This is a genomic window from Synechococcus sp. Nb3U1 (genome assembly GCF_021533835.1).
GTDB lineage: Bacteria > Cyanobacteriota > Cyanobacteriia > Thermostichales > Thermostichaceae > Thermostichus.
This window is the reverse complement of sequence record NZ_JAKFYQ010000001.1, coordinates 1,478,568-1,497,929: the sequence shown is the minus strand read 5'-3', so window position 1 is coordinate 1,497,929 and position 19,362 is coordinate 1,478,568. Positions and strand designations below refer to the sequence as shown.

At 52.6% G+C, this 19,362-nt stretch carries 27 protein-coding genes, 1 tRNA gene and 2 pseudogenes; 5 read left to right on the top strand and 25 right to left on the bottom strand.

Annotation, left to right across the window (positions count from 1 at the left end; translation table 11 throughout):
• Positions 1 to 12: 12 nt before the first annotated feature.
• Positions 13 to 84: transfer RNA gene (locus L1047_RS06960), tRNA-Met, on the top strand.
• A 478-nt stretch (positions 85 to 562) separates the two neighbouring features.
• Here the strand turns inward: L1047_RS06960 and cas2e are convergent.
• From cas2e to L1047_RS06895, 14 genes and pseudogenes are all read right to left on the bottom strand, one after another.
• Positions 563 to 835: a type I-E CRISPR-associated endoribonuclease Cas2e gene (gene cas2e, locus L1047_RS06955; RefSeq protein ID WP_235278173.1), complete on the bottom strand. Its 273-nt coding sequence runs from the start codon at positions 833 to 835 to the stop codon at positions 563 to 565.
• Positions 835 to 1,764, bottom strand: a complete 930-nt coding sequence (gene cas1e / locus L1047_RS06950) for a type I-E CRISPR-associated endonuclease Cas1e (RefSeq protein WP_235278172.1) — start codon at positions 1,762 to 1,764, stop codon at positions 835 to 837. Before cas1e ends, cas2e begins: the two co-directional genes overlap by 1 nt.
• A 33-nt stretch (positions 1,765 to 1,797) precedes the next feature.
• Entirely contained in the window at positions 1,798 to 2,415 is a 618-nt protein-coding gene (gene cas6e, locus L1047_RS06945; RefSeq protein WP_235278171.1) for a type I-E CRISPR-associated protein Cas6/Cse3/CasE, read from the bottom strand.
• Positions 2,397 to 3,041 carry a type I-E CRISPR-associated protein Cas5/CasD gene (cas5e, locus tag L1047_RS06940; RefSeq protein WP_235278170.1) on the bottom strand — a complete coding sequence of 215 codons (645 nt, stop codon included), beginning with the start codon at positions 3,039 to 3,041 and terminating at the stop codon, positions 2,397 to 2,399. The genes cas6e and cas5e overlap by 19 nt, the downstream gene beginning before the upstream one ends.
• 1 nt (position 3,042) lies before the next feature.
• Positions 3,043 to 4,179: a type I-E CRISPR-associated protein Cas7/Cse4/CasC gene (gene cas7e / locus L1047_RS06935; RefSeq protein ID WP_235278169.1), complete on the bottom strand. Its 1,137-nt coding sequence runs from the start codon at positions 4,177 to 4,179 to the stop codon at positions 3,043 to 3,045.
• Between the two features lie 104 nt (positions 4,180 to 4,283).
• Positions 4,284 to 4,508 carry a DUF2283 domain-containing protein gene (locus L1047_RS06930; RefSeq protein WP_235278168.1) on the bottom strand — a complete coding sequence of 75 codons (225 nt, stop codon included), beginning with the start codon at positions 4,506 to 4,508 and terminating at the stop codon, positions 4,284 to 4,286.
• A gap of 84 nt (positions 4,509 to 4,592) precedes the next feature.
• Positions 4,593 to 4,769, bottom strand: coding sequence for a DUF4258 domain-containing protein (locus L1047_RS16760; protein ID WP_443081682.1), 177 nt, complete (start codon positions 4,767 to 4,769; stop codon positions 4,593 to 4,595).
• On the bottom strand, positions 4,766 to 5,311 hold the full coding sequence (gene casB / locus L1047_RS06925; RefSeq protein ID WP_235278167.1) for a type I-E CRISPR-associated protein Cse2/CasB: 546 nt from the start codon (positions 5,309 to 5,311) through the stop codon (positions 4,766 to 4,768). The genes L1047_RS16760 and casB overlap by 4 nt, the downstream gene beginning before the upstream one ends.
• A gap of 113 nt (positions 5,312 to 5,424) precedes the next feature.
• Complete coding sequence (casA, locus tag L1047_RS06920; RefSeq protein ID WP_235278166.1) at positions 5,425 to 6,852, bottom strand: type I-E CRISPR-associated protein Cse1/CasA; 1,428 nt, start codon at positions 6,850 to 6,852, stop codon at positions 5,425 to 5,427.
• A gap of 55 nt (positions 6,853 to 6,907) precedes the next feature.
• Positions 6,908 to 7,813 (bottom strand): hypothetical protein, encoded by a 906-nt coding sequence (locus L1047_RS06915; RefSeq protein ID WP_235278165.1) that lies wholly within the window; start codon positions 7,811 to 7,813, stop codon positions 6,908 to 6,910.
• Positions 7,762 to 8,880 carry a CRISPR-associated helicase Cas3' gene (gene cas3, locus L1047_RS06910; protein ID WP_235278164.1) on the bottom strand — a complete coding sequence of 373 codons (1,119 nt, stop codon included), beginning with the start codon at positions 8,878 to 8,880 and terminating at the stop codon, positions 7,762 to 7,764. The genes L1047_RS06915 and cas3 overlap by 52 nt, the downstream gene beginning before the upstream one ends.
• Before the next feature lie 28 nt (positions 8,881 to 8,908).
• Positions 8,909 to 9,640, bottom strand: a complete 732-nt coding sequence (locus L1047_RS06905; RefSeq protein WP_235278163.1) for a CRISPR-associated endonuclease Cas3'' — start codon at positions 9,638 to 9,640, stop codon at positions 8,909 to 8,911.
• Positions 9,637 to 10,038 (bottom strand): helix-turn-helix transcriptional regulator, encoded by a 402-nt coding sequence (locus tag L1047_RS06900; RefSeq protein ID WP_235278162.1) that lies wholly within the window; start codon positions 10,036 to 10,038, stop codon positions 9,637 to 9,639. The genes L1047_RS06905 and L1047_RS06900 overlap by 4 nt, the downstream gene beginning before the upstream one ends.
• Before the next feature lie 9 nt (positions 10,039 to 10,047).
• A pseudogene (locus L1047_RS06895) lies at positions 10,048 to 10,610 on the bottom strand (helix-turn-helix transcriptional regulator); the annotation flags it as partial.
• A gap of 189 nt (positions 10,611 to 10,799) precedes the next feature.
• Between L1047_RS06895 and L1047_RS06890 the strand changes: the two are divergent.
• Complete coding sequence (locus L1047_RS06890) at positions 10,800 to 11,114, top strand: YrrC family ATP-dependent DNA helicase (protein ID WP_443081708.1); 315 nt, start codon at positions 10,800 to 10,802, stop codon at positions 11,112 to 11,114.
• A gap of 62 nt (positions 11,115 to 11,176) precedes the next feature.
• Complete coding sequence (locus L1047_RS06885; RefSeq protein WP_235278160.1) at positions 11,177 to 11,521, top strand: hypothetical protein; 345 nt, start codon at positions 11,177 to 11,179, stop codon at positions 11,519 to 11,521.
• Here L1047_RS06885 and L1047_RS06880 read toward each other — a convergent pair.
• The 10 genes and pseudogenes from L1047_RS06880 to L1047_RS06840 all read right to left on the bottom strand — a co-directional run bounded on the left by L1047_RS06880 (position 11,518) and on the right by L1047_RS06840 (position 15,671).
• Positions 11,518 to 12,219: pseudogene (locus tag L1047_RS06880) on the bottom strand (ISL3 family transposase). The gene L1047_RS06885 and the pseudogene L1047_RS06880 sit on opposite strands and share 4 nt — an antisense overlap.
• Complete coding sequence (locus L1047_RS16755) at positions 12,207 to 12,572, bottom strand: transposase family protein (RefSeq protein ID WP_443081707.1); 366 nt, start codon at positions 12,570 to 12,572, stop codon at positions 12,207 to 12,209. The pseudogene L1047_RS06880 and the gene L1047_RS16755 overlap by 13 nt, the downstream one beginning before the upstream one ends.
• A 371-nt stretch (positions 12,573 to 12,943) precedes the next feature.
• Complete coding sequence (locus L1047_RS06875; RefSeq protein WP_235278159.1) at positions 12,944 to 13,141, bottom strand: hypothetical protein; 198 nt, start codon at positions 13,139 to 13,141, stop codon at positions 12,944 to 12,946.
• Positions 13,138 to 13,596, bottom strand: a complete 459-nt coding sequence (locus L1047_RS06870) for a PIN domain-containing protein (RefSeq protein ID WP_235278158.1) — start codon at positions 13,594 to 13,596, stop codon at positions 13,138 to 13,140. The genes L1047_RS06875 and L1047_RS06870 overlap by 4 nt, the downstream gene beginning before the upstream one ends.
• A gap of 91 nt (positions 13,597 to 13,687) precedes the next feature.
• A complete protein-coding gene (locus L1047_RS06865; RefSeq protein ID WP_235278157.1) occupies positions 13,688 to 14,011 on the bottom strand; it encodes a hypothetical protein in 324 nt (107 codons plus the stop codon).
• 112 nt (positions 14,012 to 14,123) lie between these two features.
• Entirely contained in the window at positions 14,124 to 14,393 is a 270-nt protein-coding gene (locus L1047_RS06860; RefSeq protein WP_235278156.1) for a ParE family toxin-like protein, read from the bottom strand.
• The gene (locus L1047_RS06855) at positions 14,390 to 14,608 is read right to left on the bottom strand and encodes a hypothetical protein (RefSeq protein WP_235278155.1); all 219 of its coding nucleotides are present in this window, start codon (positions 14,606 to 14,608) and stop codon (positions 14,390 to 14,392) included. Before L1047_RS06855 ends, L1047_RS06860 begins: the two co-directional genes overlap by 4 nt.
• Positions 14,609 to 14,638: 30 nt before the next feature.
• Positions 14,639 to 14,845, bottom strand: coding sequence for a hypothetical protein (locus L1047_RS06850; RefSeq protein ID WP_235278154.1), 207 nt, complete (start codon positions 14,843 to 14,845; stop codon positions 14,639 to 14,641).
• Positions 14,842 to 15,111: a hypothetical protein gene (locus tag L1047_RS06845; protein WP_235278153.1), complete on the bottom strand. Its 270-nt coding sequence runs from the start codon at positions 15,109 to 15,111 to the stop codon at positions 14,842 to 14,844. Before L1047_RS06845 ends, L1047_RS06850 begins: the two co-directional genes overlap by 4 nt.
• Positions 15,112 to 15,242: 131 nt before the next feature.
• A complete protein-coding gene (locus L1047_RS06840; protein WP_235278152.1) occupies positions 15,243 to 15,671 on the bottom strand; it encodes a DUF1818 family protein in 429 nt (142 codons plus the stop codon).
• 66 nt (positions 15,672 to 15,737) lie between these two features.
• Between L1047_RS06840 and L1047_RS06835 the strand changes: the two genes are divergently transcribed.
• Both L1047_RS06835 and era read left to right on the top strand, forming a co-directional pair.
• Complete coding sequence (locus tag L1047_RS06835; RefSeq protein ID WP_235278151.1) at positions 15,738 to 17,411, top strand: SpoIID/LytB domain-containing protein; 1,674 nt, start codon at positions 15,738 to 15,740, stop codon at positions 17,409 to 17,411.
• 11 nt (positions 17,412 to 17,422) lie between these two features.
• Positions 17,423 to 18,433, top strand: coding sequence for a GTPase Era (era, locus tag L1047_RS06830; RefSeq protein WP_235278150.1), 1,011 nt, complete (start codon positions 17,423 to 17,425; stop codon positions 18,431 to 18,433).
• Between the two features lie 4 nt (positions 18,434 to 18,437).
• Here era and L1047_RS06825 read toward each other — a convergent pair whose 3' ends face one another.
• A complete protein-coding gene (locus L1047_RS06825; RefSeq protein WP_235278149.1) occupies positions 18,438 to 19,310 on the bottom strand; it encodes a class I SAM-dependent methyltransferase in 873 nt (290 codons plus the stop codon).
• Between the last annotated feature and the right edge of the window lie 52 nt (positions 19,311 to 19,362).

Genomic DNA, 19,362 nt, shown 5'->3' with positions numbered 1-19,362 from the left:
AAGCGCTGATCTGGCTCAGTAGCTCAGTGGTAGAGCAGGGGACTCATAAGCCCTTGGTCGCGTGTTCAAATCACGCCTGAGCCATCCCACTACAACCCCCTTCATAGCGTGGGTATCGCCCTCGGGATAAGGATCCCGGGTGTTTTCCCTATTTGAGTCACTGTTGCAGCCTTGTGGCTGGATGTCGCTGGTTGGGGCTGGTTCGACCCCCAATCTAGTCCTTTCACGACAGTGGGACGGAGTCCTTATTTTAGTCCAGCCTATTGGCGACTGGCGGATCCTCTCCTCTGCTAGCCTGTGGCCTAGGGAGCCAGCTTGTGGTGCATCTGGTGCTGCTGGGGAATTCGATTTTCGGCAATGGTATCTACGTTGCTGATGAACCTTGCCTGAATGACGCTACTGGCGGGAAGCAAGCCAATGAGATCCCAGTGTCAGCTAGTCATCTGTTTGTGTTGGAAGAGCATGACTTTGAGAAAGAAGGATGTCGTCAGTATCCCATCGGGCGTATCCTGAGCGGTTCACCCCCACAGGCGTGGGGACAACTCTTCCATTTTCCCCAATTTCAGTGGGTTTTGACCAGCAGTACCCCCTCTATGTCTACAAGCTGCCGGGAAGGATCCCCTAAACTCCGTGCCCAAAAGCCCCGTTCAGAATTTGTGGAGTAGAGCATCAAGACTGAACCATTGCCCAGATGACTCGTCACCATCGCCCACAATTCATCCCGCACCAGAGCTGAAACGCGACCCGCAAAGACTCCGGCCCTGACTTCAAACAGCCACCGACTCAAATCCCCCCGCAAACTAGCTGGAACATTCTCCAGCACAAAAACCACCATTAGCCTTTCTCCTGCTCATCAAGTGGATCGCCATAGCTTCGGCCTCCATGTACAGAGCCTCCTTGGTTATCCCAAAGATGCCCCACAGGATCTGCTTCTTCTTTAAGAGACTTTAGACCCAAAATAGAGTCCACATCCCCAATGATCTTTTGCATCAATCTCTGTTCAACAAACTTCTCCCGACAAAGCTGCCTAGCTCTAGACTCTACCTCCAAACCCATCTCAGCCGCCGCCTCAAATGCCGCTGGAATCGTGGTCTCAGTCTTGTAGAGATCAGCCACATCATAGACAAAAGAAAGAGGCTTGCCAGTATGAACAAAGCCCAAGGATGTCGAATAGCCCACCGCATTCAATGCCGCTTGACAAACAGAATAAAGACAAGCATTTGCCGCAGACAATGCCCGATTCACTGGATCAGAATCTTCCCATTTCGTCAGTTTGTAATCTCGCCCTTTCCACTCCACCCCTGTCTGTTTGCGCAGACGACTATAGGTGGTTCGCACCCGCACCCCCTCAATCCCCCGAATCTGTTGCAATGTCAATCCATCCTCTAACGGCTCAGAAAAGCGAAACATATACATCCTACGCACTACTGCTAGATGCTGTGCCGGATCCGCCCATAACCTCGCTTGGTGATAAAGCCGCTCCACACTACTGGAAGGATGAGATCCATTGGCATAAAAGCGCAGCCCATCCTCTCCAACCCACTGTACCGAACACGAACCATCTGCCAGATTTTTGATCGCCGCATGAGTGATCACACTGCCAGGGCCAAGCATCAAAGTTGTTAAACTGGCACAGGGAATCACATAGCGTCCCTGCTCCTGTAATACCGCAATCGCTTTAGCATCCTGCTCTATTCGACACCGCTCTACATAGACATAGCTAATACTGTCCCGAATCTTCGGAATACTCCGTAATGAAGACATGGTCAATCTCCAAATCAGATGTAGCTTTTTTCTCTACATACGCGCCAGAGACAATAACCCGCAGCCATACGACCGTCCTCGACCAATTCCTGCCTTTAGTGCAGATAAGAATGAGTCAGAGTCTGTCACTTCCAAAACACCTTGAAATAAGGCAGTTGTAATGCGAATGGGGGCCGTGCCTTGTTTCTTAATGCCAAAGACGTTGGGAGCTGGGATGACATAGGTATTGTGGAGCCGAAACCCACAACGATCCCCCTGTCTCTCTAGCCATGCAAGTTGGTCAGGACGATGATAGAAACCAATAGTCTTCTTGGTCTTGGCATCACGCTTGCTAGGGTTAGCCCGGAGACGAAACTGAAAGAAACGAGGAGCTGAGAGCTGGTCAACCCCTAAATTCACTGCTTTGACGGCATGATGCTTGAGGTAGCCATCTGGCAACTTTGACCAGTCAGGTTCAAGGGCTGACTGCACCAACACCACATCGCTATCAGGTTCGTGGCGAAAGAGAATGTGCCAATCTTCACGGGGAGTGGCTCGGTCTTCCTCATCAGGAAAGGCTTGCATAATGCGCTGGTGAAATTTGTGGGCATTCCCTAGTTCTCGATGTACCAGGGATTGCCGTTCATTGAGGATTAGTTGGGAAAGGTACATGCGGCCTCCGGTGAGTGATAGGTCGTGGTCACGGTGCGGCGACCAAAGCGGCGACGTTGCCAATCCAGGGGGACATCCTGACGGGTATCAGTACCGCCGTCAACTTCTAGTACCAAGCGCAAGGGGAAAGGGGGAGCCTTGCGCCCCCGATGTTCATAAGCCGCCGTTTGCAGGGCAAGTAGTAGAGGCTGTTCCACAATGCCGACCCGAATGGGATGGCTGGGAATGAAGCTTTTGCGGCCTAGATACAGTTGCCACTTGGGATCCTGAAGGGCCGCGTCCAGTTGACCAAGTACCTCAGCTTCTCCCTCTAACCCCACCAAGTAGTCACCATCGGCCACATAGTAGCGATCGCTCAGTGTCGGGTTGTCTTTCTTCTTATCTCGCATCGTGTTCTGAACGGTATGGTAATCCCGTAGCAGGATCCCTTCTTTGTTGACTCGTACCCCCATCTTGAGAGCGGCCAGATCATCCACAGGATCCCAGCGAGGACGACCGAGGGCGGCACAGAGCAGGCCAATCACAGCAGATTTGGTGGGTTCCCGGCGGCTATCGCGGTGGACAAACTGACTGTGGTCACCCCAGCTCATCATCGGTGCCCTGAGTCTCATCAACAGTGTCGGCATCCTACTTGCCTCCTTGACCATTGAGGGCCTCTGTGAGAGCTTCACTCAAAAGCACTGTGACAGAACTCTTGTTCTCCAGCTTGAGGGCATCCAATTGGTCTGTGAACTTACTGCGGGTGACAATGCCTTTGTAGACCATGCCCATTTCGCCATACATTTTGGTGAGGTCAGCCCAGTGGGCATCCAGAGCTTTGACCGCATTTTCCAGCAGGCTCTTACCGCCTTTGGGAGCGATCGGGTCTTCAAAGGCATCCACTAAAGATACCGGTTGCCCCCGGCGCACCACCGCCATCACTGCTGCTGGCCGGGTATGAGCAGCAAAGCCATTTTGGTGCCCGCTGGGGATCGCTTGCACAAAGGCATCGGCAAAGGCTTTGACCACTGACTCTAGATGTTCCCGACTCCCTAGATTCTGGACTAACTGCTCCGTATCCAGGGTTGCAAAGCGGTAGTAGGTAGAGCTGTTGTAGCCGATTTCCCCCATGTGGTCAGCGCCAGTTTCATCATCACCCCCTAAGTCATCTACGGCGGTGAAGAAGTCAAATTCCTGTTGCAGGGTGTTAACGCTGATGGCATGGGCTATTTGCACAGCAGCATCCACATTCACCGTGGGCAATGAGGCCATCATGCGGCCAAAGAGAGCCACATCGCCCGGTTTGCCAGTGTCAGTCAGAGCTTCTTGGATCGCCTTGGTGATTTCTTTGGGCAGTTCTGGCTTGTCGGCAGTTAGTCCTGGGGCAACGGTATCCCAATTTTTGACGAGGATATGGGCGATTGCCGCCAGTTCCGTCTGTCCTAAAAAGACAATGGTGGTCGCTTTTCCTTCATCGTTGAACTTGAGCTTGAGTCCCTCTTCCAGTGCGAGACGAGCAGCCATCGCGGCCTGTTCAGACCCAATATCTTGCTCAATCAATAATTCCTGAAGCTTCGGAAGCCAGTTGCGGGAGCGATCGGCAAATTGGGCCGGGTCGAGGTCAGCATAGTCTTGATAATACTTTCGCACCGCCCGCTTTTGGCACTGGCTGGAAATGCGGGCACGAGGCCGACCACCAAAGACGGTGGATTTGGGCATCCCATTCTCATCCCGGTTTAGGTTGGCAGGGGGAAAGCTCTGAATCAAATGAAGTTCAAGTTTCATGGAAATGTCCTCAGTAAATTGCAACAGTTTAGGCGGTTCAAAGGTACCAGCATTCTCAGTCTTTGTGCTGAGATCGCTCTGCCGAAATATGCGAAATACACAGGTCAGACTTCGGCCCCTGATAGTGGCATTGGCCTAGAAATCATGTAGCTGACAGACTGAGGATCATCGATGCGCAGAGAAGCATCTAAGACCTCTAGTCCAACCACATTTCTCTGGTCATCAAAATCAAAGATGATTCCTGATTCGTCTTCGTTACTTTCACTGATTGGCGTGTCTTGAAATAGAATTCTCAGCACATCAACTTCTGGGTCATAGATGATTTTCATGACATCCTCCAATACTTCTCGATTTTGCTAGTGTGATAAGCTGTGACAATAACTGATTGAGTAGTAGTTTCATATTACAAAGACTCACAAAAGATAGTGATTGTCACCATCAAAATTCATTCGTGATTGATAGATCATTCTCTGATTTCGTCCTGGTAAGATTTGCTCTGGTTGTAAATAAGCTGCCTCAACCTGTTCTTGAGAAATGCCTCGCCTCTGCATTTCTCCTAGGGCATGGGCTGTGTAGTTGAGCTGCTTCATACATCAACACCAGCCTCGCCTGATAGTTCTGCTGGCGGCGGTGCCCACCAGAAGCTTCTAGCCCAGCGGTCTTGGACAAATTGATCGGGATGATCCCAGCTGCAGAGATCGTCAATCAGATAGGGATAGTAAACCTTGATATCTTGACTCTTGAATTGCCGCACTAGGGCTGTGATAGGGGACTGAATATCAGCCAGGGTCGTGTCTAAGAGAGAACGGAAGCGACGTTCAGGGCCATTTGAAGGCACTTTATTGTGTAAGTCCAAACAGCTTTGGGCAAAGCTGCGCGGGGCTGGTTCTGGATCGTGATTGTGGTACACCGAGAGGCAGGCGACAAAGATCCAGATATCCTGTTGCCATTCGGGAATCCCCTCTAGAGCAGGCAGCAACAGTGGGTAGGTCTGACGGAGATGGCGATTGTCCCCAGACAAAGCACGTTTGAGGGTGGCCTTTGCCCCGCTATCATTTTTAATGCGCTTCTTGAGTCCGTCGAGAAAGGCTACCGCTCTCTCTAGGCGACTGCTTTTTGGGGTTACTAGCATTGTGAGAATTCTCCAGTTCAAAGATGTGGGACTTTAGAAATCTGGTTAAGCAACTTTTTCCTTTGTTTTCTTATCCTCCGGATCTTCACCGCACAGTTTGCGGAGGTGTCGCTCTAGAGATCGCAGTGCCAAAGCTCGCACCTGATAGTTAGAATGGACACAATGGACTCGGTGAAGGCTTGGCGGGCAGCGTTTTGTACTGTTTGCGTCCAGGCAGGAAGCTCCTGGTTGCCGTAGTACGTGATGCCATTGGCTTCGGTGTGGCTGTCCTGGGGCAGGGCGTTCAGCAGTTGTGGGAAGGCCCGATCCAGGGTGGCCCAATAGCGAGATTCGCCATCTAGGGCATTGGCTAAACTGCTGGGATCTCCGTTTTTCAGCACTTCTGCTAGGGCAAAGTAGGGGCTGCCCTTGAAGGAACGGAAGACCTGTTGGTGGCTTTCGGCGATCGCGATTGCACTCTTCAGCGTTTGTGCCAAATCCGCATCAGTCACATATTGGATTGGTGCCGAAAACGACTCCCAACTCCAGCTCAGGGGCTTGGCCTTATCTGCACTGAGTTCAAAGATCTGGAAGGTTACGACATCATCAACCAAGTCTTCTGATTTCAGATCAGCCAGCCAATCGACAATACGGGGACGATGTTGTTTTTCTGTTGTGAGCAGAAAGGCATCAGCATTGCGCCATAACTGCCTACTCTCAGCATTGCGCCATAACCTAACGGGCTTGTCCTCTCTATAGGCGATCCCACATTCCCACTGCTGGTCCGATACCTTGTCCGGCAAAGAATTTCCCATTGTGATGGCCACTTGGCTCACCTCGTCATGGTCTGGAAATAGCCGCAACCGTCGCCAGGGAAACGTGAGGTAGCTGATATAGCCTTGAGGAGCTGCCTTCTTGGGCTTGCCAGCGTAGCTGCTGGTTTCCCATGTAGGGAGATCTTCTCCCGTGACAACACTGGGCATCTCCGCTGCCGGGTCATAGCGCATCAAGTTAAACATCAGCGTTTGCTTCAGAGTGCTGCCCCGCACCAGGACATTGGCGGCGTTGATGGTGGGGGTGTTGACCGCCGAGCGGTTGCCGCTGGATTGCCCGACGTAGAACGCTCTCAGGCTGGTAATATCAACCCCTTGCAGCCGTACTAGTAAGCGGGCAGCTTGGGACAGGGAGATGCTGTAGCCGCTCCACTTGTGCTCATGAGAAAACACCTGGGATGTGCTCATGGTGTGGAGGGCGTAGATGGGGACGGCTTTGTCTAGGGGCAAGATGGGATCTTGCATGAAGGGATGGTCGGGGTGGAGCAGGTCGAGGCGATCTCGCCATTGGTTGAGGTAGGCGATCGCCCCCTGTCCGTTATCCTCAAAAATCTCTTCCCAGTGGTCTTCGTTGCGGGGTCCCTGATAGGCACGATGGAGCATTGCCAATAGCAGACGATAGAGTGCCAGGGTGGTGGGGGGATTATCAGCCTGGATTTCCCGCAGGGTTTCCCAAGTTTCAAATAGTTTTACCAGGGAAATCTCTTTGACCTGGAAATCTGGCGTCATGACTGGAATCCAGGACTTATCAAGCAAATTAAATGACATTTGTCGTAAGTCTCCCTTAGGATTTTGAATCGTTCTCAATTAACACTCCCAGCAAGGGATCAAGGGTTAGCCGCCAGTTCCCCACCACTCCTACCCCCTGAGCATTGACCTCCACGTAGCGGCAGTTTCGCAGTAGAGCCGATGTCCAAGTCTTAGGGTTCTCCTGGTTAAGCAAGCCTTTGACAATCTCCCTCTTAGAGATGCGAGTGCTATGGGCAAGAAGTCTGCGGATCAGAGCCAGATCGGGACGGGCGCTGAGATTGACCTGCTCTTGGGATCCCGGAAACACTAGTCCGCAATCGGTACGTTGCAAAAAGATGGTGGCGATGGAGGGTTCACCGAGGCGGGTCGCGGCGGCGATCGCACTTTCGTCATCCTCCTTTTTCAGGTAAGTAAACTGGTCAGGCTTCACATCTCCATGAGGTGGCGGAATCTTCACCTGATTAGCCTGGGTTTGTTTAGCAGCCTCTTCTTCGACCCGGTACTTCTCCAAAGAAGTAACCCAATCCTCGGCATGAACTGGTTCTACACCTTCGGGAATAGCCATTCCCAGGTCATACACCGATTCAATTAGGGGATCCATCTCCTGGGGGAGTTGTACCTGAGGGCGATGTCGGAGGGTGAGCCAACTGCGGAGGAGGATGTGGCGATCGTAGATGTAGCCACTGTCTTGAAAATCAGCCTTGCCATTGACCGTGAAGCTGGGTTCCACGATCCACAGTTGAGGAGTGGTAAACCCTGATGGTCGATGATCCCGCGTGTGGCGGTGGAGTCGCCCCGAACGCTGGAGCAGCAGGTCAATGGGAGCAATATCGCTAATCATCAGGTCAAAGTCCACATCCAGACTTTGTTCAATTACCTGGGTAGCGACTAGGACAAACCGCTGGGGGCGATGGTCATGCCCCTTGCCAAACTGCCGCAAGCAATCCTGCTCGATGCGTTCCCGTCTTTGAAGAGAAAGCGTCCGTGAAAAAGCCCCAATTCCTCGTTGTCAAAGTAACCCTGTAGCCGTTGGTAAACCGCCTGCGCTCGGTTCACTATTGAACAAATAACGGCAACACAGCCCCCGGCATCTGCCAATACCTGCTGTAAATCCGCCATCCAGTCCTCATCCTTGACCCAAGCAATTTCCAAGGCGCGGCACACATGGTCAGAGGCGGCAAAGGATTGGGCAACAGCATGACCACCCGCAAACGCCGTTATGCGGGGATAGGGAGCTTGGGGTAACGCTGGCGCGGCCTGTCCACATCCCGTAGCGTAGGCGGTCAGCAACCGCTGCCGGGTGGTGGTGGGCAACGTTGCCGACAGCGCAATCACTGGAGAACCCAGCACGGCTGCCCATTCCAGAAACCGCTCTAGCAACGTGCTGGTGTAGAGGTCATAGGCGTGGATCTCATCCAGGATGATGGTGCGCCCTGCTAGGCCAAATAACCTGACAAACTGATGGCGAGAGCGCACTACCCCCATCAAGCCCTGATCCAGCGTGCCCACCCCATAGGGACTCAACAAGGTGCGCTTGCGGGCGGTGTGCCATTCACTGGCAAACACTCCACGCCCTTCATCGTCATACACCTGATCCAACCGACAGACTGTATCTATGTAATCCCCCTTCAAGGCTGCGGCCCCGTGGCTGAGGGTGAGATTAACCACCTCATCGGCATAGCGTTTTTGCAGGAACGTCTTGACCCGCTCGAACATAGCGTTGCTAGTGGCCTGAGTCGGTAGACCAATGTAAAAACCACCGGCACCAGATTGATGTTGCAGATGATCCGCCAGGTAAAGGGCTGCTTCGGTTTTACCTTCTCCCATGGAGGCTTCTACCATCACCAAACAGGGTGGGATCAGCGTATCTTTCAGTTGAATTGCTGCTGATTGCAGAGGCCGAGGATCGGTGATGAAGTCAAAGAGTTCGGTAAAAGCAAGAGGGTTCTCAGTTGTGGGGAATTGCCACCCCTGGGCCTTGAGAGCCTGTCTTGCTTGCTCTCTCAACCCAGCGGCATAAGTTTCAAACGGTTCGTCATTCCAGTAAGTAGGGGAAACTCTCAGGATTGGAAGCAATCCAGTCAGATACAGCCGTCAATCCTGCCAGAATCATAGCGGCAGCGTTATCGCACTGACTGGGCAAATCCTCCTGCGCGTTGAGTTGCACAAAGCCCTGAAGCTGCTGAAAGATGCTGAGGCTGTGCTGCCGCCATACCCTACGCTCATCGGTGCCCGCGATCGCGCTATCCAAGTCATCAATCTCTTGCTGGGCGGGGAAAAATCCGTGGTGCCCGCCGACTATGGTGCCCAGTTTCCGCGCCAAGCAGTTGGCATGGCGTTTAGACAAATTCCGCCCGACACCGATGTCTACGAGAAAATCAGGCAAGGTAGCGGCTGTTACTAAGCCGTGAGGAGCATTCTTGGGCTTTTGTCGTTCACGGGGCAGAGAAGACCAACAATCGTAGAGGGTGTCCCCCGCCAGGAGTTTGCCAACTTCGCTGACTTGAAACTGAAAGGCAGGGCTGACCTTACCCAGGTCGTGGCTCCCGGCCATGAAGCCACAGAACCGCACCAGGGAATCGCCATCGGGTAACCCTAAGCCTTTGGCAAGATGCTGACGGGCAATAGGGCTAAGGTGCGATCGCACAATCTCCATCGCCACCGCTGCTGTATCCGCCAAATGACAAATCACTGGATGGTACTTAGGCTGGCCATTGTCTTGAAGCTCACCCCGTCCCGTCTTTGCCCAAAATTTTGGCTGACTCATTGCCCTTCCCCCTGTTGATACTGGGTCTGTATTCCTTCGACCTCATCCCGCACCATCGCAACTAATTGCGGTGGCCCCAGCACCCTCGCTCCCTTGCCATAAAACAACACCCAGCGCTTCACCTCATTCAGCCCCCGCACCACAAACCGCAGCGTCAGGGATCCATCGGGATGTTCTTCAATCTGCTGGGTGGGATGCCAGCGCCGCTCACGAATGTAGGGAGCCGTGGCAGGATCGAACCAAATGCTAATACCCTGCGGGATCCCTCCCACCTCATGCTGAAAAGCCGACTCCAAATGGGCCTCTCGGTCAAATGTGGGATCCACCTCAAATCGCTCCTCCAAGAGCTTGATCTCCCGGATGCGGTCTACCCGAAACCAGCGGGGTTCCCCTCTCAAATGACACCACCCCGTCACATAAGGATTGCTCCGTGAAAATGCAGCACATAGGGATCCAGCTCTCGCTCTGAGACGGGTTTGCCAGGGGTAGCGTAGAGGATCCAAACTCGCCGCTGCTGCCGGCAAGCCTGCTCCAATACCTGCCAGATCTCAGGGTTCAGCTCCAGCTCTGCCCCCACCCGAAATAGGATGTGCTCTTGGGCCAACTGCTGCAAATCCACCCAGGCTTGCTCAGGGATCCGCTGAGCCAACTGTTCAATCGCAGATTGAAGCTGAGAACGATAGGCAGATCCCGCATAGGATTCCAGCATCCTGGCCCCTAGCGTCAGAGCAAACAGCTCCCCCTGGGTGAGAGGGATCGTCGGCAATCGCCAGTTCGGATCCGTGTAGTGAAAGCCCCTAGCTTTAGTGGTCTGAATGGGAGCCTGAAACCGATCTCTCAGAAAGCTAATATCGTCCCGTACCGTCCGCTCACTCACCTCCAGCTCCTCAGCCAGCACCAGAGCAGTCGGTCGAGGATGGCTGCGCAGGATCCCATCCAGCTTCAAAACCCGTTCCAGTTGACGCAACATGACTTAATCTCAGCGAGATATTAGCTACTCATGAGTGTATTCTAAGCAGCTTACCCTGCAAAAAAGCTTCCGACTTTTCAAAGCCTTTCCAAATAGTTGAGCATCTGTCGAGCCACTTTTGCTATCTTTCTAAGTAGCAAATTGGAACATGACTATGGGGAAGATCCTTATACTTAAACCCATGCCCAGATCCTCCCCACCCCAGACAGCACCCTGACCGGCATCGTGGAACGGATTACCTTCCACAACCCAGATAACGGCTATACCATCGCCCGCCTCGATGTCAAAGGCCAGTCTGAGTTGACCACGATTCTGGGATCCTTCCCTCAACTCCAACCCGGCCAAACCCTCCAGCTCTGGGGCCAATGGAAAGAGCACCCCAAGTTTGGCTCCCAATTTGTGGTCAGCCAATTCCAAGAAACCAAACCTGCCACCCTCACCGGCATTGAGAAATACTTAGAGGCTCCGGCGTCGCCAACCCCCGCCGCCCCCCCGGTTCAATGAATCGGGAGAATGAAATCGGTAATTAATGCACCCAAAACCCGATACCTGAAAACCAATACCCCATGCCTCCCATCCTCTCCTCCCGCCCCATTTCCCCCAAGCACCCAGCGCGGCAGATTGTTTGTCTGACGGCTACCGGGTTTGATGTGCTGGCGGAGCTAGGGCTAGAGCCGGTGGGCGGCTCGGCTAGCGAGGTGGCAGAACGACCAGAGTTCTATGCGGAGGGGGCACAGACTTGGCCTAAGGTCGGTTCTTGGCTTTGGCCTAGCTTTAAGACGCTGCGATCGCTCCAGCCCGAGCCCGATTTAATCTTGGCCTGGCAGTTTCCCCACCGGTTTTACCAGTCGCGGCTGGCCCAGATTGCCCCAGTTGGCTCTCCCGGACTTATGGTGGTCAAGTATTATTAAGGCCAGAAAGCTGCTAACAATCTGGCTCTGAAGTTACCAATGTTGGTAAACCCGTACCCTTGTCGCTTTATCACCTTGAGCCGGTTGTTGATTCCCTCCATAATCCCACTGGTCACACGATTGGTAAAATACTGACAGATTCCCTGAAGATGATTCTGGATTGTTTTGACCACATCGGTGTAGACCCTTTGAGCATCTTTCAGCCATCCGACTATTTGACTCTCTGCTTCCTTGACAGTGATCATGCTCTCAAAAACGTCTCGTACCTTTTCTTTCAGTTCATAGGCTTGCCTCAGTCGTTTACTCTATTTTAAATAGATTTCTAGTCTTGCCTTTTCCTCTTCAGCTAAGTCTTTATTATTCTTAAGTATGATTCTTCTTGAGCCTTTTTCTGTAATCTGAGCCTATCGTCTCATTCTGTCCAATTCTTTGATGGCTTTCTGCATCACATGGAATCTGTCATAGACAATACGTGCTCTGGGAAATACCTGCTTGACTACCTTGTTAAATCCAGCCCACATATCAATACTCACTTCTTCCACCCTCAGCCTCTCTTCTTCTGTCCATAAGCTTTTCAGCCATTCAATCAGCTCTTCCGCCTTGTGAGCATCAATCACCTCAATGAGGCAATGATTCTCCAAATCACTGACAACTGTCACATATTGATGATGCCCTTTTCGCATACTTATCTCATCGATACTGATTTTCTTGTGCCAAAACCCTTGGGTTTTTTTGCTTGTCGCTGCTCAAACTGACGGTTAAATATACCTTCAACTTGGTCTCGACTCAAACCTTCATTCTGGCTAACTTGCTCGATAGTAGCTTGCTTGACTTGCTGATAGATATAGGTTTCGTAACGCTGAGTATAGGAACGTTCCCAATCTATGAATGAGAGTACTTCAGTGGAGTAGTGCTGACAGTGAGAGCAATAGAATTGGCGGCGTGGCACTTGCAGGTATACCGAGCGCCCAAACAGGGATAAGTCTCGCACAAGGATAGGTCGATTCTGATGAATCTTGCGAATAGTCTGTCCACAATGAGGACAAATCATCTCCTCAGAGGTCAATTCTAGTTTGAGGACAACGTGGTGTTCTAACTCTACAAACTCTTGGATTCTGACTCCAGGAAGACCCAATAACCTATCAAGAGGCACCATCACTCGTCGCAAAATTTAGTATCTCATTATACCATCAACACCAAGATGTCAGGAGAGCCCACTGCTTTTGTTCAGCTAGCAGACCAACCAGCTCCCACGAACCAACCAAATCAAGCTCTTCTACATGATCAAAGACTAAAAATCGCAAATTCAACTAAGAGCCTCCAAAGAGCTAGTAAGTGAATGCATAACAGGTCAAATCAGCGACGACAGGCAACCTCGAACCCAGCATCGACAGCTTTCGTTAGTCCGCTGCATTTGAATTGTTAGGTGTCTTGCATACGCTTTAAAATCTCATCTAATGTTAAGTCTTTGAATAGACTTTCACGTTCTTCTGTATAGTTGCCATACCCGATTGAAAACTGATTTAGAAAACGTACCGTACTTGCAATGCCAATTTCTTTAGATAGCACTTGAATTGCTTGCTGCGTAATTTCGCTCAAGGACTTCGTTTGACTGCTCATTGCGATAGCTCCGTAATCAGTTCAAGAGGAGAAACAACTTTGGTCTGCAAAGTATCAACTTCTTTAGCCCGTCTCAAAAATCTGTCGTCACATGTACAGAAATAATCTGCTTCTGCCTCAACTGAAAAAGCCAAATGTAATGCATCAAGTGGTTTGAGACCTGAGTTGACAAACACTTGCGCTCGTTCTTCGATTTGCTTATTTGGCTGAAGAAATAAGTTTGCCTTCGATAACACTTCTAAAACATACGCTTTTCTTGGAGAGGGCGTAATTTGTTCAGCTTCAAACATCAAGGCTTGTGAAGACACTAATTCAAACTGTCCAGCTTCCCATAGTCCAATGACATTGAGAATAGCCTCAGCTTCAACAGCGACTCGAATTTGCGTCTTGATATCAAGGGGGCGTTGCAAACTGCACATATCAAAATAAATCCTCATAATATAAATTTGCAACATCCCCTTAAACCAAAAGCTCTATCCTATGAATTGCCCTATATGTAGGCTACCAAATTATATAAATAGCTTGGCAGTCAAAGTATTGCCTAAATCAATCTCCTGGACATTTGCTTCTGCGCATACCAAAAGACTGAACTCCGCACACCCCAAAACCCGCATCCACCTCGGTATACGCTTTTGCACTCCTTCTTACGCCTGATTGGCAAGTGACACACCACCAAATTTTCTTGACTGGGAATAGTCCCTCTTGCGTTTCTTCTTCTACATCGCCAGTTGCTTGAGAAAATTCTTGAATACGATTATCAATCTCCTCTCTTGAGAATTGGGACGATAGCGTGACTGCTCCCATTTCTTCATCGACAGTAACCGTATACTGTACTTCTCTTGTAGGCTGAGGTTCCTGACTGTAGCTCATGCTTTACTCCCTGTTGACACCTAACGTTCCCAATCACCAGACGCAGACAACCTTGAACATTTACAGACAGAGTTCCGGCGGTCGGGTGCATTGGGGTTGTTATGCCGTGCTGCTACAACTGCTCCAACAACCTGTCGTATTCTGCGTGAGAACCCACCCAAAACCAAATCACTGTATCTCCATCTAATTGCCCAACCGCCCGATAACTTTTGCTAATATGAGCAGAATAGATCGGCAACTCTGGATGCACTTTCTTGAAGCGTAGACTTGGATAGCTTGGGTCTTCCTTAAACTGACGATACGCTGCGCGGGTTTGCTCTTGAACCGATTTAGGTAAATCAGCGAATAATTTACGGAACTCGACAGTAGTGCGAGATTTCACAGTGTCTCTGGGTCAAGTTCTTGAGTTTGACCTGCATGATGCTCAGCCATCGCAGAAGCAGCCAGTTTTGCAAGAATATTTGGTGACCGAGAGAATGATTCATCCCAACGCAGATCGTCCTCTAGCTCTTCCAAAATCATTGCAGCGATCGCATCCTGCTCACTTTCAGGTAAGGCTTGTAACCTGGCGATCGCACGTTCAAGCAACTCAGTCATCGCTACCCCACTCAGAACTTTATACTCATCTTATCCATTATCGCTGCTCTCAGGCAAATTGAGCATAGCCCGAACACGCTCTTGAACAGCAGGTAGACCGCCTTGATCCTGCCAATGTTGTTGAAAAGTGGGCATTGCCTCTAAAAAAATCACATCCCCACCTTGATAGGCTTTCACCGAATAACCAAATACCTCATCTGCTTTTGCAGAACTCGGCGGATCTTGCCAATCAATCACCCAAAGCACTTCAACAATTCGATAGATGTTGAAATCACCTTGCCATTTCTCACGCTCTGACTTGTAATCAAGATCTCTACAAGATGCGTAACATAACCACCTTGGCGAATCAGAACCAGATCTCCTTGCTGGGGTTTGTTGGCGTTACCTTCATCATCTTTCCAAGCTAGCTTAAAAAGGTTTCCGACCTTGAAAGCTTGGTAAGCCCAAGGCTCTCCATTCTTTGGCTTTACGTTCTTTGTCCATTTCAAATTTTGTAGGTTCATGTATGACCTCAGCTAGAACACCAATACGCTAACTTTCAGTTACGCCTCCACCAAGAACTAAGCGGCATAACAAAGCATTCTAAAGAAAGCATTCAAAGCATCGGGAAGGGATCCCGTTCGAGAGCCCGCGCTCAATCGCTTTCTAGCTCTAGATCTGGCCACTGGGCAATAGCCTGACTTAACTCAGGAACGACAGCCGCAGGCCAGCAGCCTTCTCCGCGCCGCCCTTGATGTAGCTGTAGGTACAGACTCCAGGCGGTGGCATTGCCGCTGGCAATCAAGGTCAGGCTGGGGAAAGCTTGCTCCAGACTCATGCTCTCCTCCGCCATCAACTGGGATCCGAGCGCCTCCATATCCTGCTGCAAGCGCTGCAATCCCTTGACAAACGCTTGCCATTCTTCGTGCGTCAGTTCTAGCGCCCAAGTTTCTCCCCCCACCAAAGCCACAAAATGCTGTTGGTTGGGATCCCAGCCCAGCCGCCAGCCGGATCCCTTGAACAGACGGTTACGGGCCATGTTCTCGGGGGTGGGGGCAGCGGTGTTGAAGGGGGAAGAATCCATGGTTGGGGGTATGCCAGAAAAGATGCGAGTAAAATCGACAGGGTGTGTTGTCAGGATAAATCGGCTATGACCAGTTACAAGCCCCCCACTGCGAAAAACCACCGGGTTGTCCAGAGTACGCTCATTTCCGGCTTAGGCTTGCTACTCACCACCTTGGTGCTACGTACCGCTGATGCAACTGGAACAGGGGCTCCCTTCGGTGAAGAGGCTTTGGCGACCGTGGCCACCCCGCAAAATCCGATCCTGCAAGTGGGTATCCTACAACGCTTGGGTCGCTCCGATACGGATCAAGTGGAGCTAGCCGCACCGGCGGGGTCTCTGCTGACCTTGCAATTCGAGCAAGCCGATGGCAGCCTGCAAACCCAGCGCACCGCCCAAGTCACCATCGGCATTGTCAATCGCGCCCTCACTACCCCGGAAACAATACATCGACTGATCCTGAGCAGCCACAAAAGTTTTGAGAGCGCCGAGGCCAACGCCAACCACTGGCAGTCTTTGGGCATTAGCACCGAGATCGCCCAACCGGAGGAATGGCAGGTGTGGGCCCACCGTGCCTATACCCCCCAACAACTGACGCAAATCCAACTCTACGCCCAGGAAGAAGGGATCCCGAATGTACGGGCGGTGGTGCAGGAGCAGCGAGAACGGGCAGAGCTGAGCTGGGTTCACGAGCATTTCCGCTACCATCGCACCCGCCTGACGGTCACCTCCGATGCCGGATATCTACGGGTGAACGACCGCTACTATGCTGGATCCCTGACGATTCAGCCCAATGCCTACGGCAGCTACACGGTGGTCAATGCCGTGCCGTTAGAAACCTATCTGCGCGGGGTGGTACCCCATGAGGTGGGGCCGGGGGCACCCTTTGCCGCCATGGCCGCTCAGGCAATTTTGGCCCGCACCTACGCCCTCAAGAATCTGCACCGCTTTGAGATCGATGACTACCAGATCTGCGCCAACACCCACTGTCAGGTGTATAGGGGCCTAACCGGAACCAACCCGCGTACCGACGAGGCGATTCGACAAACCAGCGGCCAGGTGCTCACCTACAATGGCGAGCTAGTGGATGCCGTGTATTCCTCCACCAATGGCGGAGTTTCCGCCGCATTTGAAGATGTCTGGGATGGGGATCCGCGCCCCTATCTGCGCCCGCAAGCGGATATCGCCCATCAACCGGGTAAGTCGTTGGATTTGCGGCAGGAGAGCAGTTTTCAATCGTTCTTGGCGCAGCGGGAAGGCTTCAACGAGGTGGGGGTATCGCGCCTGTTCCGTTGGGAATTTTCCCAGTCGTTGAATGAGCTGAATGCACAACTGCGGGCTGCCCAAGACTATCTAGGGATCCCAATGCCGCGGTGGACCAGCATCCAGGGTATGAACATTCTGGAGCGCTCCGCCAGTGGCCGGGTACAGGCGATGCAACTGGATCTGCAAACGGCGGCAGGGCCACATTCGATCACCTTGCACAAGGATCAGGTGCGGTTGGCTTTTCCGCGCTTGTACAGCACCATGTTCCGGCTAGAGCCCCTGAAACAGGCGGATCAGTTGGCGGGCTACCAATTTATCGGCGGTGGTTTTGGCCACGGGGTGGGCCTGAGTCAGTACGGCTCCTACACCTTGGCGCGGCAGGGGTTTAGCCCGGCGCAGATCCTCGATTTTTACTATCCCGGCACCACCCTGGCTCCCTTGGGATCCCTGTCGTTAGAATTACCGGATGCCTCCATCGCCCATTCTGGCAATTGAAGGTTTTGGGTATGGCGGATGTTCCTACCAATGCGGTGCCCACCGGGGAGCTAGACGGGATTGAAAGAACCTTGAATCTCTCCGCAGCGCCAGAAGCAGACTTGACCTATGGGATCCCAGTTGCACCGCCGGGGTTTAAGTCGGGGTTTGTGGGGCTGATCGGGCGGCCCAATGTCGGCAAATCCACTCTGCTCAATGCCTTAGTGGGCCAAAAAATCGCCATTACCTCCCCGGTTGCCCAAACCACCCGCAACCGCCTACAAGGGATCCTCTCCTTGCCGGAAGCGCAGATCATCTGGGTGGATACCCCCGGCATTCACAAGCCCCACCATCGTCTGGGGGAAATTTTGGTCCACAATGCCCAGATGGCTATTGCGGCTGTGGATGGGATCCTCTTCGTGGTGGATGGATCCGCACCCGCCGGTCGTGGAGATGCCTTTATCGCGGAGCGGATCCCGGCCCACTCCCCTTGCATCATCGTCTGCAACAAGTCGGATCTTGCCCCCGCTGATGCCCAAACTCGGCAAGCCCATCTGGAGAGCTACCAAGCCCTGCGGCCTGCAGCACCTGTGATATGGGTTTCCGCCCTGGATCCCGGCAGTTTGGATCCCTTGCTTAAAGCCACCATCGAGTTGCTTCCCGGTGGGCCTTACTACTACCCTCCGGATTTGGTGACGGATCAGCCGGAACGGTTCATCATGGGGGAGCTGATTCGGGAACAGGTGCTGCTGCACACCCGCGAGGAGGTGCCCCATTCGGTAGCGGTGAATATTGACCAAGTGGAGGAAACCCCCAACCTCACCCGCATCTTGGCCACCCTCTCGGTGGAGCGGGACTCCCAGAAAGGAATCCTAATCGGCAGACGGGGGGAGATGCTCAAGCAGATCGGCCAGGCCGCCCGCCTACAAATTCAGAAGTTGATCCTGGGCAGAGTGTACCTAGAGCTTTTCGTTAAAGTACGGCCCCATTGGCGGCGGTCGGAGCGCACCCTCGGCGATTTGGGCTATCGAGCCGAAACTTAGCCCTCTAGCCCTTCTGCCAGCTCACCATCGCCATCTGATTGGCCTGGTCATCCAGCCAATAACGGCCCTCCCGGTACTCCAGGATGCCTTCTAGGTAGGTGTGGATCTCCTCCCGACTGAGCACAGAGGCCAATTCCGGCCTCCAACAGAGCAGAGCGGTGGCAAACTCGGTTAGCTCCTCAACTTCGCTGTAGGAACGGCTGGATCCCTTGGCGATCTGCACATCCGCCCAAATGCCTACCTGTGTGAGGGCACCATACAGGTCGATCAACACCGGCTCCGGCGGACGAGACTCCCCATGTAGGCGGCGAAACAAGGGATCCAAAAAAGCATCGATCTGATGGGTGCGGATCTGCATCAGACAAAATCGGCCCGTCGCTGTTTTCAAAGCTTGTAGATAGGGTTCTAGCTCGCTCACCCAGTAAAAGGCATGGGCACAGATCACCCCATCCACCGGGGGCAAATCCGCCAGGGCCTCAGGCCAGGATCCCTGTAAAGTTTGAATGTTGGGGATCCCTTGCTCGGCAGCGATCAACTGCAACTGCTGCAACATCTCCGGCGAGGGATCCAAGGCAATCACCTGTTTGACCCAAGGAGCGATCGGCAAGCTGTACCGCCCCGCCCCGGCACCGATATCCACAATCACATCATCCGGTTGAACGCGGGCCCGCATCGCCTTCACAAAGGAATCCGTTGCGGGCAAATTGCGGGTCATGCGGGCGAAGCGAGGGGCAGCCATGGCCCAAAACCCCAAATCCCTCATGCGCGGACTCTGCCAGCGCACATTCTGTGCTTCCCGAGCTTCCACTCGATCCCGCCAGCGGGCAAACCAATCGATGGGTTCAACAGAGGGCGATGGGGCCAGGGTTTCCGTCATGGCAGCAGGAGCGTCAATGATTCAAGCTTAATGATACTAATGATACAAAAGG

Bases quoted from the DNA above. Each gene is read 5' to 3' on its own strand.
- L1047_RS06835 (WP_235278151.1), top strand. From the start codon at position 15,738: ATGACCAGTTACAAGCCCCCCACTGCGAAAAACCACCGGGTTGTCCAG.
- L1047_RS06930 (WP_235278168.1), bottom strand. From the start codon at position 4,508: ATGAAAATCATCTATGACCCAGAAGTTGATGTGCTGAGAATTCTATTT.
- cas1e (WP_235278172.1), bottom strand. From the start codon at position 1,764: ATGTCTTCATTACGGAGTATTCCGAAGATTCGGGACAGTATTAGCTAT.
- cas5e (WP_235278170.1), bottom strand. From the start codon at position 3,041: ATGCCGACACTGTTGATGAGACTCAGGGCACCGATGATGAGCTGGGGT.
- cas6e (WP_235278171.1), bottom strand. From the start codon at position 2,415: ATGTACCTTTCCCAACTAATCCTCAATGAACGGCAATCCCTGGTACAT.
- L1047_RS06905 (WP_235278163.1), bottom strand. From the start codon at position 9,640: ATGAGTCAGCCAAAATTTTGGGCAAAGACGGGACGGGGTGAGCTTCAA.
- era (WP_235278150.1), top strand. From the start codon at position 17,423: ATGGCGGATGTTCCTACCAATGCGGTGCCCACCGGGGAGCTAGACGGG.
- L1047_RS06855 (WP_235278155.1), bottom strand. From the start codon at position 14,608: ATGACTGAGTTGCTTGAACGTGCGATCGCCAGGTTACAAGCCTTACCT.
- L1047_RS06885 (WP_235278160.1), top strand. From the start codon at position 11,177: ATGCCTCCCATCCTCTCCTCCCGCCCCATTTCCCCCAAGCACCCAGCG.
- L1047_RS16755 (WP_443081707.1), bottom strand. From the start codon at position 12,572: ATGATTTGTCCTCATTGTGGACAGACTATTCGCAAGATTCATCAGAAT.
- L1047_RS06875 (WP_235278159.1), bottom strand. From the start codon at position 13,141: ATGAGCAGTCAAACGAAGTCCTTGAGCGAAATTACGCAGCAAGCAATT.
- L1047_RS06845 (WP_235278153.1), bottom strand. From the start codon at position 15,111: ATGAACCTACAAAATTTGAAATGGACAAAGAACGTAAAGCCAAAGAAT.
- L1047_RS06840 (WP_235278152.1), bottom strand. From the start codon at position 15,671: ATGGATTCTTCCCCCTTCAACACCGCTGCCCCCACCCCCGAGAACATG.
- L1047_RS16760 (WP_443081682.1), bottom strand. From the start codon at position 4,769: ATGAAGCAGCTCAACTACACAGCCCATGCCCTAGGAGAAATGCAGAGG.
- L1047_RS06870 (WP_235278158.1), bottom strand. From the start codon at position 13,596: ATGTTGCAAATTTATATTATGAGGATTTATTTTGATATGTGCAGTTTG.
- L1047_RS06865 (WP_235278157.1), bottom strand. From the start codon at position 14,011: ATGAGCTACAGTCAGGAACCTCAGCCTACAAGAGAAGTACAGTATACG.
- casA (WP_235278166.1), bottom strand. From the start codon at position 6,852: ATGACGCCAGATTTCCAGGTCAAAGAGATTTCCCTGGTAAAACTATTT.
- L1047_RS06825 (WP_235278149.1), bottom strand. From the start codon at position 19,310: ATGACGGAAACCCTGGCCCCATCGCCCTCTGTTGAACCCATCGATTGG.
- cas7e (WP_235278169.1), bottom strand. From the start codon at position 4,179: ATGAAACTTGAACTTCATTTGATTCAGAGCTTTCCCCCTGCCAACCTA.
- casB (WP_235278167.1), bottom strand. From the start codon at position 5,311: ATGCTAGTAACCCCAAAAAGCAGTCGCCTAGAGAGAGCGGTAGCCTTT.
- cas2e (WP_235278173.1), bottom strand. From the start codon at position 835: ATGGTGGTTTTTGTGCTGGAGAATGTTCCAGCTAGTTTGCGGGGGGAT.